Raw genomic sequence first — 17,349 nt, 5'->3', positions numbered from 1 at the left:
GACGCAAGGAGGAGCCTCGTGCCGCGTACGCTGATTCGCAAGAACCCAAGCAACTTCAAGACACTGCCCCTGCATGTCGAAGCGACGCCCGAAGGCCTGATCTACCAGAGCATCGGCATGCCGCTGAACTTCGCTCAGACCCAGCAGCGGCGCAAGGCCATCGAGCTGCCGGACGACCAGCGTTTCGTGGTCGAGCTAGCCAACCTGGGCGTCTCGGTACGCCTGACCCTACACTGGCAGCACCGCGACTACTGGGTGCTGGTGCGCCAGCGCCGCCAGGACCGGGGCGATGTGGTGCTGAAACTGATATCCGGATATGTCCCCGCACAAGAGCTCAACCTGCCCCTGCACACGGCAGTGCAGGAGGTGGCCGAGGAATGCTTGCTGGAAACCCCGGAAGGCTGGCTGGGGGGACGCTTCAACGACACCTGGCTACCCGCGCCCTATGCCGCTGCCTTGCATTATCGTGAAACCTTGCCCTTCATCCTCACACCGGAATCCGGCGCCGCTCGCCCTGTGCATTGCGGCAACCTGATGCTACTGGAGCGGCCCAGGGCCTATGTGCATTTGCCCACCGCCTCGTTGCAGTTGATCTACGACATGCGCCTGCAGGTACCCCGGGACGCCAAGAAACTCAGCCTGTTTCACGTCGATGAGCGGCTGGAGGGTGACCAGCTGGTGGCGCGACTCAACCGCAAACGGCCTGACCTGTACCTGATGCCCCTGAAAGACGGCCAACCGCTGGCCGAGCTGTACACCCTGAAGAAAGACGAACTGGTGCCGGCCAGCAGACGAGGGCTTTACCTGGCGGAGAGTTTCGCCAACCAGACAGGATGGGTCGTCAAGGAAGAGCGGATACGCTGGAAGGATTGGCTGAAACAGCAGGGGTTGGCCGATAGCAATACCGGCTCGCACTTGCGCCGGTTCGGTGAAAAGGCACGGGCGTTGCTGGCGCGGGCGCGAACCTCGTTGCACAAGTAACGCGTGGGGCCGCGAAGCGGCCCCTCTAACCTATTTCAGTGCTTGCGGATTTTCTCGACGATCGCCGTGGTCGAGCTGTTCTCGACCAGCCCCAGCACCTTCACGGTACCGCCGTAAGCCTTGACGATATCAGCGCCCACTACCTGGTCGATGCCGTAGTCACCGCCTTTGACCAGCACATCCGGCTTGACCTGGCTCAGCAGGTTCTCCGGCGTACTCTCAGGGAAGCTGATCACCCAGTCCACCGCACCCAGGCCTGCCAGCACGGCCATGCGCCGGTCGACGCTATTGATCGGCCGCCCAGGGCCTTTCAGACGGCTGACCGAAGCATCGTCATTGACCGCGACGATCAGGCGATCGCCCTGGGCCCTTGCCTGCTCCAGGTAGGTGACATGGCCGGCATGCAGGATGTCGAAGCAACCGTTGGTGAAGACGATCTTCTCTTTGTGCGCGCGGGCATCGTCGATAGCCAGCAACAACTGCTCCAGGCCCAGCACACCGCGCTCGGAGCCCTCCTCACGCTGAATCGCCCGGCGCAATTCAGGCGCGCTGATGGCCGCAGTACCCAGCTTGCCGACCACGATACCGGCCGCCAGGTTGGCCAGCGCCACCGCGTGGGGCAGGTCCTCGCCAGCAGCGATGGCGGCCGCCAGGGTGGAAATCACGGTGTCGCCGGCACCGGTGACATCGAACACTTCACGGGCACGCGCGGGCAGGTGAAGGGCTGGCTGACCCGCACGCAGCAAGGTCATGCCGTGCTCGCCACGGGTCACCAGCAGTGCTCCCAGGTCCAGGTCCTGCAACAGTTGCAGCCCTTTGGCGACCAGTTCGGTCTCATCGGCGCAGCGGCCGACGATGGTTTCGAACTCGCTGAGGTTCGGGGTAATCAGGCTCGCGCCACGGTAGATGGAAAAGTCCTTGCCCTTGGGGTCGGCCAGCACCGGAATGCCTTTGGCCCGCGCCGCCTGGATCAGGCTTTGGTGATTGCGCAAAGCGCCTTTGCCGTAGTCGGATAGCACCAACACCTTGACGCCTTCGAGCAGGTTGTCGACCTCAGCGCCCAGCGACAGCGGGTCGGTGGCGAAGGGTTCTTCGAAGTCGATACGCAGCAGCTGCTGGTGACGGCTCATGACCCGAAGCTTGACGATGGTCGGCTGGTGCGCAATGCGCTGGAACACCGAACGCACGCCAGCGGCATGCAGGCTGTTGGCCAGGCTGTCGGCGGCCTCGTCCTGGCCGGTGACACCGACCAGCAACGCAGGCGCGCCGAGCGCCGCGATGTTCAAGGCAACGTTGGCCGCGCCGCCGGGACGATCCTCGATCTGATCGACCTTGACCACCGGCACTGGCGCTTCCGGCGAGATACGCGAAGTACCGCCATGCCAGTAGCGGTCAAGCATGACATCGCCGACCACCAGTACCGGGGCTTGATCGAAACGCGGCATGGACAACTTCATGGGCAACCCAAAATGAAAAAATGAACAGGGGCAGGATATTAGCACAGGGTGGACGACGGCTTTACGGCCAGATCAGGCCCTGGAAAATTCCGGTGACAATCGGGGCCACAAGGGCCCCGACACAGGGTGTTTCAGGTGATGTCGGCCTTTTCGGGCTCGTCCAGGCCCATGGCGTGCAAGCGGGCATAATAGCCATTGGCTGCGAGCAGCTCGGCATGGGTGCCGCGCTCCACCAAACGCCCCTGGTCCATCACCAGAATCTGGTCTGCCTTTTCGATGGTAGACAATCGGTGGGCGATCACCAGCGTGGTACGACCTTGCATCACATGGTCCAGTGCCGCCTGGATATGCCGTTCGGACTCGGTATCCAGCGCCGAAGTCGCCTCATCGAGAATGAGCAATGGCGCGTTCTTGAGCAGCGCACGAGCAATGGCCAGGCGCTGGCGCTGGCCGCCGGACAACAGCACGCCGTTCTCGCCGACCTCGGTGTCGAAGCCCTTGGGCAGCTGGTCGATGAACTCCTTGGCATAGGCATCGGCGGCTGCGGCTTCGATATCCGCGCGCGGAGCCCCGGCCAGGTCGCCGTAGGCAATGTTGTTGGCCACGGTGTCGTTGAACAGGGTCACGTGCTGGTTCACCTGAGACACATGGCGACGCAGATTGCGCAAGCGGTAGTTCTCGATCTCCACGCCATCGAGCAGGATCTGCCCCTTGTCATGGTGATAGAAGCGCGGAATCAGCGCCGCCAGGGTCGACTTGCCGCTACCCGAACGCCCTACCAGAGCGATCATCTGCCCAGGTTCTGCGACAAAGCTGATGTCGCTGAGCACTTCGCGGTCGGTCCCTGGATAGGTGAAGCTCAGGTTCCGAACTTCAAGACGGCCGTCCACACGCGCCTTCTCGACCGTGCCCGTGTCGACTTCCGGCTCTTCGTCGAGCTGCTCGAAGATGCTTTCCGCACCTGCGAGGCCTTTCTGGATGGTCGAGCTGACTTCGGAAAGCTGACGGATCGGCTTGGGCAGCAGGCCTGCCGCGGTGATGTAAGCCACCAGGTCACCGGCGGTGGACTCGCCACGCAGGAACAGGACCAGGAACATCAGGGCAGCCATGGCGGTGTAGATCACCAGCTGCAACATGGGCGTGTACAACGCGCCAGTCTTGGTCATGCGCAGCTGCTTGTCGGTGTTGCTCTGGCTGGCACGACCGAAGCGGCGCTCTTCGTAGGCCTCGCCGCCGAAGCTGCGCACCACGCGGTAGCCCTGGATGGTCTCGGAGGCAACATGGGTCACATCGCCCATGGCCACCTGGATCTTCTTGCTCTGCTTGCGGAATTTCTTGCTGGCCACGCTCACCATGACCGCGATCACTGGCAGGATGGCGACCATCACCAGGGTCAGGTGCCAGTTCATCCACAGCAGGTAGGCGAACAGGAACACCACGGTAAGGCCTTCACGGATGACCACCTTGATCGCATCGGTTGCCGCGCCGGTGACCATGGTCACGTTGAAGGTGATGCGCGAAATCAGGTGCCCCGAGTTGTGGTTGTCGAAGTAACGGTTAGGCAACACCAGCAACTTGTTGAACAGCTCGACGCGCAGATCGTGCACCAGGCACAGGGAAACCTTGGCCAGGAAGTAGTTGCCGAGGAAGGACCCCAGCCCCTGCCACGCGGCGATCAAAATGATCAGCAAGGGGACTGCCTGCAGCAATTGCAGGTCGCGCAGGTAAGGTACATTGGGCAACAACACCGCTTCCGGGTTGCTCAGGCCGTCGACGAAATACTTGAGGATCCCGGCCAACATTGGCTGGGTCGAGGCGAATATGACGAAACCCACGATACTCAGCAGGAAAATGCCGACGTAAGGTTTCACGTAGCTCAGCAGCCGGAAATAGATCTTCAGGCTGGAGGTATGCTCCGCAGGTCGCGGTGTTTCGGCCATCATTGAGCTCGCTGTTGAGGTTGAACAGCGAATTTTACCACAGGCGTCATTTTCGGCACTCCCCAGGGTAACAACATGGCCAAACCCACGGGCAGCCAGCTGATGAACCACTCTGCACGGGGCGTAGCGGTAAGACTGGCGGCATCGAATTGCATGGCCAGCGTGGAGAATAGCCAAAGGCCGAGCAACACCTTGCCGAACAGGCTGCTCCGGGCACGCAGGATTTCCCGCAGGGCCGACAGCCACACGGCAATCCACAGCAACATCCCCGGTACCCCCAGTTCAAGGGCCACATGGGTGAACATGTTATGGGTGTGGTCGAAGCGCCTGCCCGCTGCAAACACGTTGTAATCACCCCCCAGCCCCACGCCGGTCCATGGATGCTGGGCGATCATCTGCAACGCCACCTGGAAGATCTCGGGCCGATAGGACGCACCGCGCAGGGTGAGCAGGTCGTACATGAAGAACAACGCCATGCCACTGGCCAGCAGTGCCAAAGCCGCCACCAGGCGGCTGTACCGGTCACGGAACCACAGCGGCGCAACCACCACGGTAAAGACCAGCGACAGGATCGCCCCACGGCTCTGACTGAACGCGACGAATGCCCCCAGCAGTAGCAAAGCCAGCAGCCAGGCCAACTGCAGGCCACGATGAAGCGGAACCTCGTACAACAACACCAGCAATCCAGCGCCAATGACATAGGCACCCAGAATGGGGTGCGAAATCTCGCCGATGCCTTGCAGCCTGGACCGCAGCGCGAGCCCATGCACCCCGTAGAAGTTGATCATCGATACCAGCGCCGCGACCGCCAGCAACAGCCCACCGGCCTGCAGCAAGCGCCGCAGCCTGGGCTCGCCAGCCTGCGCCAGCAAGGGGAACGCCAGCAGGAACACCAGGATATACAGCAGGCGCTTGCTTTCCCGCAGCACTTGAGGGTTCGCTGACCAGGCCAGGCTGATGGCGCTCCAGGCCAGCAGCAACAGCACGCTGCACCACAATACGGGCTGACGCCGAAAGGCCTCGGCCAGCACCTGTCGGGCAGGCCATGCCATGATCAGGGTCGGCAACCAAAGGAACAGGATCAAACCCTGCTGGTAGACCTTGTTGCTGGGTGCCAGTGCGATTGCCGCCATGAACCAGACCAGACCGAAACCCAACCAGACCTGCGCCCAGCTTTTCTGATGCAACATCTGCGCTCCCTGTGAATCACCGACACCGACATGGTGCTCACGCGTTATTTTCGGCATTATTGCCGGTCATTTTGTTCGCCAGACGGCAAGGCCCTACTCATGCATAGCTCCCGGCTCACCCAGGTCGAATTCGATCAGCTGACACTCGGCGCCCAGGTGCTCGAGGCAGACAGCCATGGAGCCAAAGTCTATCTGCTCAAGGATGGCAATTTCCTCAAGGTTTTCCGCCGCAAGCGTCTGATTTCATCTGCGCTGCTGCGCCCCTACTCCCAGCGCTTCGTCGACAACGCCGCACGCCTGGCGCAGTTGGGTATTCCGACACTGGAGGTCATCAGTCAGCACAAGCTCGACCTGCCGGGCAGGACGGCGGTGCTGTACCGCCCGCTGCCAGGCCGGACATTGTTGCAGATGTCGCGCGACGAAGGCTTCAGCTGGGACACCTACCTGCCAGAACTGATCACGCTGATTCGCCACTTGCACCGCTCTGGCATCTACTTCCGCTCGCTGCACCTGGGCAACGTGGTCGTTACCCCCGACCAGCGCCTGGGGCTGATCGACGTGGCGGACATGCGCTTCCTGCGCCCACCGCTGTCGGCGCGGATGATCCGACGCAACGTCCAGCACATGGTGCGCTATATCGAACGAGAGAAACTGGGCGATCGCTTCCCGCTCGCCGAATTCGAAGCCAGTCTGCTGGCCCGCTGAGGGTCAGCCACGCAGAAGGCTCGCCGAGCTTTCCTGAAACATCTGCCATGCCTGTTCCGGCGCCAGCACCTGGCGCTGCCGAGCAGCCATGGAGGCAGGGTCAAGCGTGATGCAGCGCTCTATCGCCACCGCCCACTCGCAAGCGTCGCCCACAGGTAAATAGCAGCCGGCGTCCTGCAACTGCTCGCGAAATACCGGCAGGTCGCTGCAAATCACAGGCACACCGGCCAGCACCGCTTCCTGCACCACCAGCCCCAAACCTTCCGAGCGCGAAGGGATCAACACCCAGTCGAATGCGCGGTACAGCTGCTGCACGTCCTCTCGATGACCGCGCAAGTGTATGCGCTCGGCCAAGCCCAACGCCTCGATTCGCGCCTGCAGGGTGGCGTGCAGCGGCCCATCGCCGAGGATCGCCAAGTGTAGGTGCGCTTGCCGGGAGGCGGCCTTGGCGAAGGCCTCGATCAGCATCTCGAACCCCTTCCCCTCCACCAGGCGGCCCACGGCCCCAAAGACCAGGTTTGGCGGCGGCAGCAGCTTCAGGGTATGTCGGGCTTGCGCCGCGTTGAGCGACGACTCGGCAACAGCCTTCGGGTCGAGCGCGATACGCAGCGTCCTGACCGGCTTGCCCAGGTCGTGCGACAGGGATTGGGCAAGGGTTTGCGAAACCGCCGCAAGATTCAGGCGGTCGGAGGGCTGTTCACGCAGCAGGCGAATGTCGGCGGCGCTTAGCCGGGTTCCGCCATGGAACAACACATTGGCCCGTAGTTCTGGCACCTGTCGCAATAGCGGCAGGACCAGACGGGCAACACCCACGCCGTCGAGCAGCAGCACTTCGGCCCGGGCCTCGACCAGCGCCTTGCGCAGGCGCCTGCGCAGCCACGGGCGCAGCAGGCGCCAGAGGTGGCGGCCCTTCAGGGCCCTCGGTGGCAGATGCCACTCCTGGGTCGGTCCGAGTGCATGGCACACGCCGCTGCCCAGCAACAACCAGTTGCTGATGCGCGCATCGGTGCCAATGCAGGCAAGCACCTGACAATGCACCTTGTGGATGGAGATGTACCGCGAACCACCCGACCACATCATGTTGACGATGTTCATGGCATAACGCTCCCCTCCCGCTCGAACCAGGTGGGACTGCGATCTCAGTGAACGAACAGGGTAATTCCCATACCAAGCAGCGCGCCTATCAGCAGCGTCAATGCCAGCTTCACCCGATCACGCTTGCGCCGCCTGGCCTTGCGCCGGTCTTCTCCGGGCAAGGTCACATGCATGCCGAAGCCGGTGTGCAAGACCGCATCGCCCTCAAGAGTCACGGCGGCCAGGTTCAACTCGGCGTAACGTCGGGAAAGCGCCTTCTCCCCAGCATAGGCGGCAAGTGGTGCAAGCCGCTGATAATCGCTCAGCCGTCGCAGGCCGGGATTGAGGGAAAACGCCTGCCAGTCGGCCTTGTCGGAAAGCAACGGATAACAGGGCACGCCGGCAATCACCTGGCGCTCACCCAGGTGAATGTAGGGGCTGTGAATCGCCAGATCGTGCGCGTAACTGCGAAGCCAGACCTGCAAAAGGCTCGGACTGGCCTCCAGAATGGCATGGGAGTCCTCGACGAAACCTTGCCGGTAGAACTTCCAGTCATCCTCGCAGTGGAAGATGTAGGGTGTCTTGACGTGACGGTAGGCCAGGTCGATCGAGGCCAACTGACCGAGCTTGGGCCGATTGACGAACACCTGGCAGTGGGGCTTCCAGTGCTCGGGCACGCAGGCGTGCACGGCGTCGTCGCCTGAGTCCTCGGTGATGAAGACCTCGCGAATGGGTGCTGTGTTGCAACGGTCGAAACTGTCCAGGGTCTGCCTGAGCAGATCGAACCGTCCACAACTGGTCACGACGAGCGTGATGTCACTATCAACGGAAAAGCGCACCGGATTCCCTCCGCAATGCTTTCAACCGCTGCTCACCGTCCCTGGCGAGCGAAACGCCTGCTGGTCAGATGCCGAGCTTGAGACGAAGCCGCTGCAAGAACGTCAGCGGGGGATGAGGCCTCAGTGCAGGGCGCATGTGTTCGACGATGCTACGACCTACTTCCGCGAAGCTGAAACGGGATACGGACAAACGTCGTCCATTTTCTGCAATCCGCTGAGCCAGCGAAGGGTCTGCACGCAGTATACGAAGTTTTTCCTGCAGCATTGGAATGCTGTCGTAAAGGACTACGTTGTGCATGTCCTCAAGTCCCAGGGCGCGGTTCTCCGCCTCGCCCTGATCATAGGCCAGCAGCACGCAGCCGCAGGCCATGGCCTCGAAATTCTTGATCATGTACTCGCCCATGCCGACATCGGCGCTGACGAAGAAGCGGATGCGATTGAGCGTGTTGCAGTAGTCCTCACCCGACTTGGTGCGGGTCACCACCAGGTTTTCGACCCGTCCCAGTTCGTCCAGCAGGGCCTTGCGGCCACTGTAGGCCACGCTTTTGGTGCTGCCGACGAACGCGAGTTCGATATCGCGCTCGCGCCCCTGGTCGGCCAGCAGTTGCTCATCATAGCCCTTGGGCACGAACACCGCGTCGAAACCCTCCTGGCGCAGGCGTTCGCTGACCATGTAGCCCGAACTGATCACCCGCGCCCACGGCAGCTTGCGGTAGTGCGCGCTGAACTTGCCGGTGTACTTGCAGGGGATGTAGTTCTGGTAGGCATCGTGTTCGAGGATGACCAGGTTCGGTACGCTGCGGATGAATGCCACCTGGCGGATCTCCTGCTTGAAACGCAGGAAGAACAGAATCCGGTCGTAGCGCTCGACATCCACTTCACGCTTGAAGTAACGGCGCAGGTTGCGTTGGTCCTCGCTGCTCAGCCAGCGCAGGTCGCACTCGCAGTTGGCCGCGACGCCATCGTACAGGCGGTCGAGAATCGCCCGTTGTTCCTTCTGCACCAGAAATAGGACTTTCATTGCATTCCTTGGGCGCTCGGCGCCAACTCGGTCAACCGGAGGCGTGTTACAGCTCACGCCGCCAGAACAGTTCATGCCGGCGCACGGCCTTACGGAAGAATTCGTTCTCCCCGTAGGGCGATGGACGGCGCCCGGCCAGCCAGCGCTGCAGCAGCCGACGCACACGTCGCTTGAACGGCGCGGGCGGTTGCAGGTCGTGCATCATGCCCAGGGCCATCGCCTTGTCGCGCTGAGTTGCCACGTCCAGCACCAGGCTGCAAGGCGCCCAGGCTTGGTCGGCGCTCAGCTGCGGCGGCAAGGCTACGCCATCGCCACTGTCCCCCATCGGCCAGCGGTCGTTGTCGTGCAGATGGTTGGCGTAGCACAGCAGGGTCTGCGGTTGCCACGCCAGGCCCTGCAGGGCCTCCAGCACAGCAGCCTGGGCACAGATATGGTCTGGATGAGGGTCGAGTTGCGGATGCGGCATCACCAGCACCTCGGGCCTGGCCAGCTCCAACAGGGCACGCAGGTCGGCCAGCAGGTTGTTCCAGGTCGGCCGGCCATCGCTGTCGGCCGGCAACGGGAACGGGTTGAACTGGCGAAACGGGCGAATATCGACCATCTCGGCTTCACGGGAAACAGCTGGCTGGTCGGGCGCGGCCTGCATGGCGGGCAATTGCAGGCAGAAATAACCCAGCTGGACGCAGCGAGACTCCGGAACGCCGGCCCAACGCGGTACGGCAATGCTGTCCCAGGCGCGCAGGCGACCCTTCAACCGCGCCGCCTCGGCACCGCTCATTCCCATCCGCTGGTAATGCTCGGCTTCGATCTCGCCTGCAGTCAGCGTCACCACCCAGGTTTCGTCAGCCTGGCTGTAGAGTCCATAGGCCGCCAGCTCGGCGTCATCGGCGTGGGGAGCGATGACCATCACCCGGCGACGCTGCAGCTCGACGCTGGGGGTTATCCACAGCCGTGGCTCGCCCTGCAGCCGGCAGCAACGTCCGCGCAACCGCAATTTCCCTGCCTGTAGCGGGGCAGCAAGGCCGGTAAGGTTGAGAAAACGCACGCCATCGACGCCACGCTCGAATGCCTGGCTGTCCTGCCCTCCGTCGCTGAACAGTTCGACACGCGGGTCGAGGAAGCGCCCGAGCCAGCGGCTCTTGACGCGCACTTGCAGCACCAAGGTTTCATCGCCATTCAGTGCGGCGTCGGTGCGCAGCGTGCCACCTTGCAGGCTGGCCTTTGCCTCGCGGGTCTGGTCACCGAAGCGATAGACGTAGTCTTCCCCCGGGGTATAGAACAGGTGGTCGGCGAACCAAGCCTCATGGGCCGCCCACAGGACAGGCAACAGCAGCAGCGCCAGCCACCACCAGGTCAGCCAGCCCAAGGCCAGCAAGAGCCCGAGGCTGGCCAGCAGGCCAAGGCGTTTGTTGCGCCGGTGACGCTTGAGCAACTGCTGCTTGCGGCTCATACCTGGAACACCGGCACGGGGTTGCACCAGCGGTCCTTGTACTCGCGGTCGGCGCGCCCGAACGAGAAACGCAGTGGCTTGTTGCGCGCCTGTGCGTCGTCCCAGGCCGCCTGGGTATTGAGGAAGCTCAACACACTACCGGGGCTGAAGGCCTTGGTTTCGGGATCGACGCCGCCGTTGATGTACTCGACGCTGACCCACTCCGGCGCCTCGACCCGATACACCAACTGGATCGCAATAGCATTGCCATCCAGCATCAGCACCGAGCCGATCAGCAGCTCGCGAAGACGCTCCAGCACCTCGGCCATGTGCGCCGCACCGGTGGCCGGGAAGCCCCAGCGCCGCTGGAACAGGTCGCAGTACATGGCGGCGATGTCGCTGGCGCTGAAGTCGCCGATCGGGCGTACCACACCGCCCGCCTCTTCCAACAGGCGCAGCTCGCGGCGCTGGTTGTAGCGAAATTTCTTCGACAGGTCTTCGTGTGCCCGCGCCATAGCCAGTTGCTCTGGTTGCGCCTTGAGGCCGATGAACCGCCCCTGGTTGAGCTCGGACAAATAACGCCCGGCATGACGCAACGGGGCTCCTGCCTGCGCGGCGGCAGGCAGGATGATCTCGGCATTGCCCAGGTCGAAAAGGCCTTTCTTGCCGGCACGTTTGAGCACGTCCTTGGACAGCGCCAGGTGTCGCCCCCAGGTGGGAATCGCGGCCTTGAGCTCGCCGCCCTGCTGCCAGCCCAGGTAACGCACGGGAATTCGCGCCAGTTGGGCCAACTGCTCGACCACCAGCGGATGCGTCGCGACGCTTCCCCCGTACCGCCCCCAGACTTCGGCATAGGTTGCAGCGTCGATGGCCTGCCAGCCACGCTCGCGAAACGCTTGAATATGATTGAGCATCACGCCTGCGCCACCATCGCACGCACCTGCGGCAACTGCCAGAAGGCCTCACGCACGGCCGCGTCGGAGAAACGCTCGTGCAGGCGCTCAAGCATGTGTCCGGCGCAGGCCTGGCGTTGCTGCGCATCCAGCTGCGCCATGTGCTGCAGGCCCTGCGCCAGCTGCGCAGCATCGCCCAGCGTGAACAGCACGCCCACGCCCTCGACCACTTCGCGGGCACCGCCGCAGGCCGTGGCCAGCACCGGCACCCCGGCAACCATGGCTTCGAGCAGGACCATGCCGAAAGGTTCGTGGTCAGAGCTCAGGGCAAAAACATCGAACGCCTGGAAATAACAGCGAGCGTTCGGCACCTGGCCCAGGAAATCCACCTGGCCGGCGATACCCAACTCGCCGGCCAGCGCCTTGAGCTTACCCTCCAGACGCCCTTGCCCCAGTATGGCCAGCCGCGATCCGGCGGGCAGCCCTGGCAGTGCCTGGGCAAAGCCTCGCAGCAAGGTCGCCTGGTCCTTGTCTGGATGCAGCCGGCCAACGTTGCCGACGACCCAGGCCTGCGCATCCAGGCCCAAGGCCTCGCGGGCTTTGGCTCGGGGCACGAGCGAGGCCTGCAAGGCTTGGATGTCGATTCGGTTGTAGAGCGTCTGGATACGCTCAGCCGGCCACTGTGGCAAGCAACGGCGCATGTCGTCACGCACGGCATCGGACACACCGAGCAGGCTCAAGCGCTTGCTGAACAGGTTGGCGAACAGCCGACGACCTTTGCGCTCATAGTCACCGAAGGCATGGTGCACGCCGATCACCGGCAACCCTGTGCCCAGCAACGCAATATAGATCGGCTTGAAGCGGTGGGCGATGCAGAAACTGAATTCGCGCTCGGCGGCAATCCGGCGCAATGCGCGGATAGCCCCGAGCTTCAGGCCACGCACGGCCTTGGAGCTGAACTCCAGGAACAGCACCTCGTCCGACGCACAGCCAGCGGCAACCTGCGGGTCGGCGGCGCCGGTGAGGAACACCGTGGTGACTTTGTAGCCGGTGCCCTGGAACAGGCTGGCGTACTGACGGGCACAGTCGAGGAACGGCCCGTCATAGCCATGGCAGAACTGCAGGACGCGCAGGTCAGAGCGGCTGGTCATACGGGGCCGCACCGTCCTTGACGACCAGGATGTCTTCCATGATCAGGTACTGCAGGTCCGAGCCGAAGAACATGTTCAAGGCATCGGTCGGCGAGCAGATCATGGGTTCGCCACGACGGTTCAACGAGGTGTTCAGCGACACACCGTTGCCAGTCAGGTCTTCCAGGGCCTTCATCATGTCGTAGTAACGCGGGTTGTACTCGCGCTTGAGCACCTGGGCACGGGAGGTGCCGTCCTCGTGGACCACTTCCGGCACACGGGTCTTCCACTCTTCGGCCACTTCGAAGGTGAAGGTCATGAACGGCGCAGGGTGATCGACCTTGATCATCTGCGGTGCCACGGTGTCGAGCATCGACGGGCAGAAAGGTCTCCAGCGTTCGCGGAACTTGATCTGCTCGTTGATGCGGTCGGCCACGCCCGGCACGCTCGGGCAGCCGATGATGGAACGGCCGCCCAGGGCACGCGGACCGAACTCCATCCGGCCCTGGAACCAGGCCACCGGGTTGCCGTCGACCATGATCTTGGCGATGCGCTGCGGCATGTCGTCGATCTTGCGCCACTTCGGCGCGCTCGGGTGACGGGCACAGGCGGCGATCACGTCCTCGTTGGAGTAGGACGGGCCGAGGTAGACGTGTTCCATCTTCTCGACCGGCACGCCCCGGGCATGGGAAACATAGGCTGCGGCACCCACGGCGGTACCGGCGTCGCCGGAAGCCGGCTGGACGAACAGCTCCTTGACGTCGGGGCGAGCGATGATTTTCTGGTTGAGCTTGACGTTCAGCGCGCAGCCGCCGGCGAAAGCGAGCTTGCCGGTCTGCTTGAGGGTGTCGCCCAGGTAGTAGTCGATCATCTGCAGGGCGATTTTCTCGAACAGCGCCTGCATGCTGGCCGCGTAGTGAATGTACGGCTCGTCGGCGATATCGCCTTCACGCTTCGGCCCCAGCCACTCGATGAGCTTCGGCGAGAAGTAGAAGCCTTTGCCCTTCTCTTTATAGCGGCGCAGGCCGATGACGTTGGCGTACTCGGTGTTGATCACCAGTTCGCCATTCTCGAAGCTGGCCAGGCGGGAGAAGTCGTACTTGCTGGCATCGCCGTACGGCGCCATGCCCATGACCTTGAACTCGCCGTCGAGCATTTCGAAACCGAGGAACTCGGTGATCGCGCCATACAGGCCGCCCAGCGAGTCCGGATCGAAGAACTCCTTGATCTTGTGGATCTTGCCGTTTTCGCCGTAGCCAAAGAAGGTGGTGGCGTACTCGCCCTTGCCGTCGATGCCGAGGATCGCGGTTTTTTCCTTGAAGCCCGAGCAGTGGTAGGCACTGGAAGCGTGCGCCAGGTGGTGTTCGACGGGTTCGATCTTGACCTTTTTCGGGTCGAAGCCGAGTTGTTCCAGGCACCAGACGATCTTCTTGCGGTAGCGCTTGTAGCGACGGTTGCCCATCAGGATGGCGTCGAGCGCGCGGTCCGGGGCGTACCAATAGCGCTTGGCATAGTGCCAGCGGGCCTTGCCGAACAGGCTGATCGGGGCGAACGGAATGGCCACCACGTCCACATCGGACGGTTTGATGCCAGCCTGCTCCAGGCAGAACTTCGCCGACTCGTAGGGCATGCGGTTCTTCGCATGCTTGTCACGCACGAAGCGCTCTTCTTCGGCGGCGGCAATCAGTTTGCCGTCGATGTACAGGGCCGCGGAAGGGTCATGGCTAAGGGCGCCGGACAGGCCAAGAATCGTCAATGCCAAGGGACTAGCCTCTTCATTCGGTAGAGATGCGCCAGCGGCCTCATAGGCGGGTGGCGGCTAAAAGGCGGGATTATAACGCAAACAGCATGGCCTGCACGGTCGTTGTAGGGGCGGCCTTGTGTCGCGAAAGGGCCGCCGACGCGCGCCGAGCTCACTGCGGGATTGGCGGGGGTGTCGTGCAAGCCTTTCGCGACACAAGGCCGCCCCCACAGTGAAACATGCCGATCGGTTATTCAGCGATCAGCCAGTCCATACGATAGCTGCCCGCGGTTTGGGCCAGCTCCTTGGCCAGCCATGGCAGCAGCTCCTTGAGCTCTTCCTCCAGGCCCCATGGCGGGTTGGCGATGGCCAGGCCGGAGCCGTTGAGCCCCTGCGGGCTGTCCTGGTGATGCACGTACAGCTCGATCCGCAGCAGCTTCGGCGCGCCGGTGCTGGTCAGGTCCTGATAGAAGCGGGTCAGCGAGCGCTGGTCCTTGATCGGGTACCAGATGGCCGCGACGGTCTGGCGCATGCGGCCGATGGCCTCTTTCATCGCCACGGTACAACGCTTGAGCTCGTCAGCCTGCTCGAATGGCGGATCGATCAGCATGATCGCGCGCTTTTCCTGTACCGGCAGCAATGCCCGCGGCACATGCCAACCCTCACCCAGGTGCACGACCACACGCGGGTCTTTCTTCATGTTTTCCTTGAGCAGCGGACCGTCTTCAGGGTGCTTCTCGTTGAGCAGCGCACGGTCCTGCTGGCGCATCAGGCGCCGGGCCAGCTCAGGCGAACCGGGGTAGTAACGCAGCTCGCCATCGGCATTCAGGCGTTTGATGATGCGCAGGTAATCGGCGGTCGCTGCCGGCAGGTCATCGCGATTCCACAGCCGGGCGACGCCTTCGAGATACTCGCCGGTGCGGGTAGCCTGGTCGCCTTGCAGGTCATACAGCCCAAGGCCGGCGTGGGTGTCGATATAGGCGAACGGCTGTTCCTTGCGCGACATCAGGGCGATGAGGCGAGTCAGCACGATGTGCTTGAGGACGTCGGCGTGGTTGCCGGCGTGGAAGGCGTGACGATAGTTCATGGCAACTCCTGCGGGGGCGGCAAGTTTACCTTGCCTTGCGGGCGGAGTCAGGCCCGGCAGCCGATCGGTGGCCAGCCTTCGCCGGCAGGCCGACTCCTGCAGGGGACGCAGGAGCCGGCTTGGCGGCGCAGGACTACACCGAGTCAGCAGGCATTACTTGCCAGCGTGATACGCGGCATCAGCCTTCTCGAAGCAAGTGACCATGCTCTTCGACGGGCTGCCCAGCTTGCTCACCAACAGGATGGCGAGGGTGGCGAACAGGAAGCCTGGAATGATTTCGTACAGACCCAGACCTACATAGTTCTTCCACAGGATCACGGTGAGTGCACCGACCACGATGCCAGCCAGCGCGCCGTTACGGGTCATGCCTTTCCACAGCACCGAGATCAGAACGACCGGACCGAACGCGGCGCCGAAGCCTGCCCAGGCGTATGCCACCAGGCCCAGCACGCGGTTTTCCGGATTGGACGCCATGGCGATGGCGATCAGGGCAACGGCCAGCACCATCAGGCGACCGACCCAGACCAGTTCCTTCTGGGACGCATTCTTGCGCAGGAACGATTTGTAGAAGTCTTCGGTCAGCGCACTGGAGCACACCAGCAGCTGGCAGCTCAGGGTGCTCATCACCGCCGCCAAAATGGCCGACAGCAGCACACCGGCGATCCAAGGGTTGAACAGGATCTTGGCCAGCTCGATGAATACGCGCTCGTGGTTTTCGGTGACCGGGCCTGCCAGCTCAGGGTGAGCCGAGAAGTAGGCGATGCCGAAGAAGCCGACGGCGCAGGTACCGGCCAGGCACAGGATCATCCAGGTCATCGAAATGCGACGGGCGTTGGCGATGGACTTGACCGAATCGGCTGCCATGAAGCGTGCCAGGATGTGCGGCTGGCCGAAGTAGCCCAGGCCCCAACCCATCAGCGAGATGACACCGATGAAGGTCGCACCGCGGAACATGTCGAAGTTCGCCGGGTTCTGCGCCTCGATGGCCAGGAAGGTGGTATCGAAGCCGCCAGTGGAGATCAGCACGATGATCGGGGTGAGGATCAGCGCGAAGATCATCAGCGAAGCCTGCACGGTGTCGGTCCAGCTCACTGCCAGGAAGCCGCCGACGAAGGTGTAGGCGATGGTCGCGGCAGCACCGGCCCACAGTGCAGTCTCGTAGGACATGCCGAAGGTGCTTTCGAACAGACGGGCGCCCGCAACGATGCCGGAGGCGCAATAGATGGTGAAGAACACCAGGATCACGATGGCCGAGATGACTCGCAGCAGACCGCTGTTGTCCTCGAACCGGCTCGAGAAATAGTCCGGCAGGGTCAGCGCATCGCCGTTGTACTCGGTCTGCACACGCAGACGACCGGCGACGAACAGCCAGTTGAGGTAGGCACCGATGGTCAGGCCAATGGCGATCCAGGCTTCGGAAAGACCTGCGAAGTAGATGGCGCCCGGCAGGCCCATCAGCAGCCAGCCGCTCATGTCGGAAGCGCCGGCGGAAAGCGCGGTAACCACGCTGCCCAGGCTACGACCGCCAAGGATGTAGTCGGAAAGGTTCTTGGTGGAGCGATAGGCGGCGAAGCCGATCAGCACCATTGCCGCGATGTAGATCACGAAGGTGATCGTTAGTGGATTGCCCATGCGTGTGCCCTGGCGTTTGTTTTTATCTCATGCGCAACCGTAGCGAGACGGTTGCACCCAGGCGGCGAATCCTATGCAACAACGCAAAGTGGGTGCAACCATTTTTCACTTGCAAGTTGCACCTGCCCGAGCGTTTTCAGAGAAAGCCGATTTCTTGCTCCCTTTTGGAGCAAAAACCCCGTTTTTCAGAAGAAATTGCACCAGGAACGCCTCATTTTCGGATGCCAAGC

13 protein-coding genes and 1 pseudogene are annotated in these 17,349 nt (G+C 62.8%); 2 read left to right on the top strand and 12 right to left on the bottom strand.

What is annotated here, in order from left to right:
- Positions 1 to 18: 18 nt before the first annotated feature.
- On the top strand, positions 19 to 981 hold the full coding sequence (locus VXM67_RS04610) for a metal ABC transporter ATPase (RefSeq protein WP_367237523.1): 963 nt from the start codon (positions 19 to 21) through the stop codon (positions 979 to 981).
- 35 nt (positions 982 to 1,016) lie between these two features.
- On the opposite strand, the gene hldE is transcribed toward VXM67_RS04610, so the two are convergent.
- From hldE to VXM67_RS04595, 3 genes and pseudogenes are all read right to left on the bottom strand, one after another.
- The gene (gene hldE / locus VXM67_RS04605; RefSeq protein ID WP_023378423.1) at positions 1,017 to 2,438 is read right to left on the bottom strand and encodes a bifunctional D-glycero-beta-D-manno-heptose-7-phosphate kinase/D-glycero-beta-D-manno-heptose 1-phosphate adenylyltransferase HldE; all 1,422 of its coding nucleotides are present in this window, start codon (positions 2,436 to 2,438) and stop codon (positions 1,017 to 1,019) included.
- A 131-nt stretch (positions 2,439 to 2,569) separates the two neighbouring features.
- Positions 2,570 to 4,378, bottom strand: a complete 1,809-nt coding sequence (msbA, locus tag VXM67_RS04600; RefSeq protein WP_367237702.1) for a lipid A export permease/ATP-binding protein MsbA — start codon at positions 4,376 to 4,378, stop codon at positions 2,570 to 2,572.
- An 18-nt stretch (positions 4,379 to 4,396) separates the two neighbouring features.
- Positions 4,397 to 5,568: pseudogene (locus tag VXM67_RS04595) on the bottom strand (O-antigen ligase family protein); the annotation flags it as partial.
- Between the two features lie 99 nt (positions 5,569 to 5,667).
- Here VXM67_RS04595 and VXM67_RS04590 point away from each other — a divergent pair.
- On the top strand, positions 5,668 to 6,273 hold the full coding sequence (locus VXM67_RS04590; RefSeq protein WP_023378420.1) for a toluene tolerance protein: 606 nt from the start codon (positions 5,668 to 5,670) through the stop codon (positions 6,271 to 6,273).
- Between the two features lie 3 nt (positions 6,274 to 6,276).
- Here the strand turns inward: VXM67_RS04590 and VXM67_RS04585 are convergent, their stop codons facing one another.
- The 9 genes from VXM67_RS04585 to putP all read right to left on the bottom strand — a co-directional run bounded on the left by VXM67_RS04585 (position 6,277) and on the right by putP (position 17,119).
- Complete coding sequence (locus VXM67_RS04585) at positions 6,277 to 7,368, bottom strand: glycosyltransferase (protein ID WP_023378419.1); 1,092 nt, start codon at positions 7,366 to 7,368, stop codon at positions 6,277 to 6,279.
- Between the two features lie 44 nt (positions 7,369 to 7,412).
- Positions 7,413 to 8,186, bottom strand: coding sequence for a glycosyltransferase family 2 protein (locus tag VXM67_RS04580; protein ID WP_367237522.1), 774 nt, complete (start codon positions 8,184 to 8,186; stop codon positions 7,413 to 7,415).
- Between the two features lie 64 nt (positions 8,187 to 8,250).
- Positions 8,251 to 9,207 carry a glycosyltransferase gene (locus VXM67_RS04575; protein ID WP_023378417.1) on the bottom strand — a complete coding sequence of 319 codons (957 nt, stop codon included), beginning with the start codon at positions 9,205 to 9,207 and terminating at the stop codon, positions 8,251 to 8,253.
- A 46-nt stretch (positions 9,208 to 9,253) separates the two neighbouring features.
- Positions 9,254 to 10,657 carry a PIG-L deacetylase family protein gene (locus tag VXM67_RS04570; protein ID WP_023378416.1) on the bottom strand — a complete coding sequence of 468 codons (1,404 nt, stop codon included), beginning with the start codon at positions 10,655 to 10,657 and terminating at the stop codon, positions 9,254 to 9,256.
- Positions 10,654 to 11,550 carry an antimicrobial resistance protein Mig-14 gene (locus VXM67_RS04565; RefSeq protein ID WP_023378415.1) on the bottom strand — a complete coding sequence of 299 codons (897 nt, stop codon included), beginning with the start codon at positions 11,548 to 11,550 and terminating at the stop codon, positions 10,654 to 10,656. Before VXM67_RS04565 ends, VXM67_RS04570 begins: the two co-directional genes overlap by 4 nt.
- Positions 11,550 to 12,680, bottom strand: a complete 1,131-nt coding sequence (locus tag VXM67_RS04560) for a glycosyltransferase (RefSeq protein WP_367237521.1) — start codon at positions 12,678 to 12,680, stop codon at positions 11,550 to 11,552. Before VXM67_RS04560 ends, VXM67_RS04565 begins: the two co-directional genes overlap by 1 nt.
- Positions 12,664 to 14,421 (bottom strand): carbamoyltransferase, encoded by a 1,758-nt coding sequence (locus VXM67_RS04555; RefSeq protein WP_023378413.1) that lies wholly within the window; start codon positions 14,419 to 14,421, stop codon positions 12,664 to 12,666. Before VXM67_RS04555 ends, VXM67_RS04560 begins: the two co-directional genes overlap by 17 nt.
- A 229-nt stretch (positions 14,422 to 14,650) precedes the next feature.
- Complete coding sequence (locus tag VXM67_RS04550) at positions 14,651 to 15,487, bottom strand: 23S rRNA (adenine(2030)-N(6))-methyltransferase RlmJ (protein WP_287167176.1); 837 nt, start codon at positions 15,485 to 15,487, stop codon at positions 14,651 to 14,653.
- A 153-nt stretch (positions 15,488 to 15,640) separates the two neighbouring features.
- Complete coding sequence (gene putP / locus VXM67_RS04545) at positions 15,641 to 17,119, bottom strand: sodium/proline symporter PutP (RefSeq protein WP_023378411.1); 1,479 nt, start codon at positions 17,117 to 17,119, stop codon at positions 15,641 to 15,643.
- Positions 17,120 to 17,349 lie beyond the last annotated feature (230 nt).

The organism is Pseudomonas sp. Rh2, assembly GCF_040762985.1.
Lineage (GTDB): Bacteria > Pseudomonadota > Gammaproteobacteria > Pseudomonadales > Pseudomonadaceae > Aquipseudomonas > Aquipseudomonas taiwanensis.
This window is presented reverse-complemented; position numbering and strand designations above follow the sequence as displayed.

Coding starts and splice junctions, on each gene's coding strand:
- VXM67_RS04570 (WP_023378416.1), bottom strand. CDS start 10,657: ATGAGCCGCAAGCAGCAGTTGCTCAAGCGTCACCGGCGCAACAAACGC.
- VXM67_RS04590 (WP_023378420.1), top strand. CDS start 5,668: ATGCATAGCTCCCGGCTCACCCAGGTCGAATTCGATCAGCTGACACTC.
- hldE (WP_023378423.1), bottom strand. CDS start 2,438: ATGAAGTTGTCCATGCCGCGTTTCGATCAAGCCCCGGTACTGGTGGTC.
- VXM67_RS04565 (WP_023378415.1), bottom strand. CDS start 11,550: ATGCTCAATCATATTCAAGCGTTTCGCGAGCGTGGCTGGCAGGCCATC.
- msbA (WP_367237702.1), bottom strand. CDS start 4,378: ATGGCCGAAACACCGCGACCTGCGGAGCATACCTCCAGCCTGAAGATC.
- VXM67_RS04560 (WP_367237521.1), bottom strand. CDS start 12,680: ATGACCAGCCGCTCTGACCTGCGCGTCCTGCAGTTCTGCCATGGCTAT.
- VXM67_RS04575 (WP_023378417.1), bottom strand. CDS start 9,207: ATGAAAGTCCTATTTCTGGTGCAGAAGGAACAACGGGCGATTCTCGAC.
- VXM67_RS04550 (WP_287167176.1), bottom strand. CDS start 15,487: ATGAACTATCGTCACGCCTTCCACGCCGGCAACCACGCCGACGTCCTC.
- VXM67_RS04585 (WP_023378419.1), bottom strand. CDS start 7,368: ATGAACATCGTCAACATGATGTGGTCGGGTGGTTCGCGGTACATCTCC.
- putP (WP_023378411.1), bottom strand. CDS start 17,119: ATGGGCAATCCACTAACGATCACCTTCGTGATCTACATCGCGGCAATG.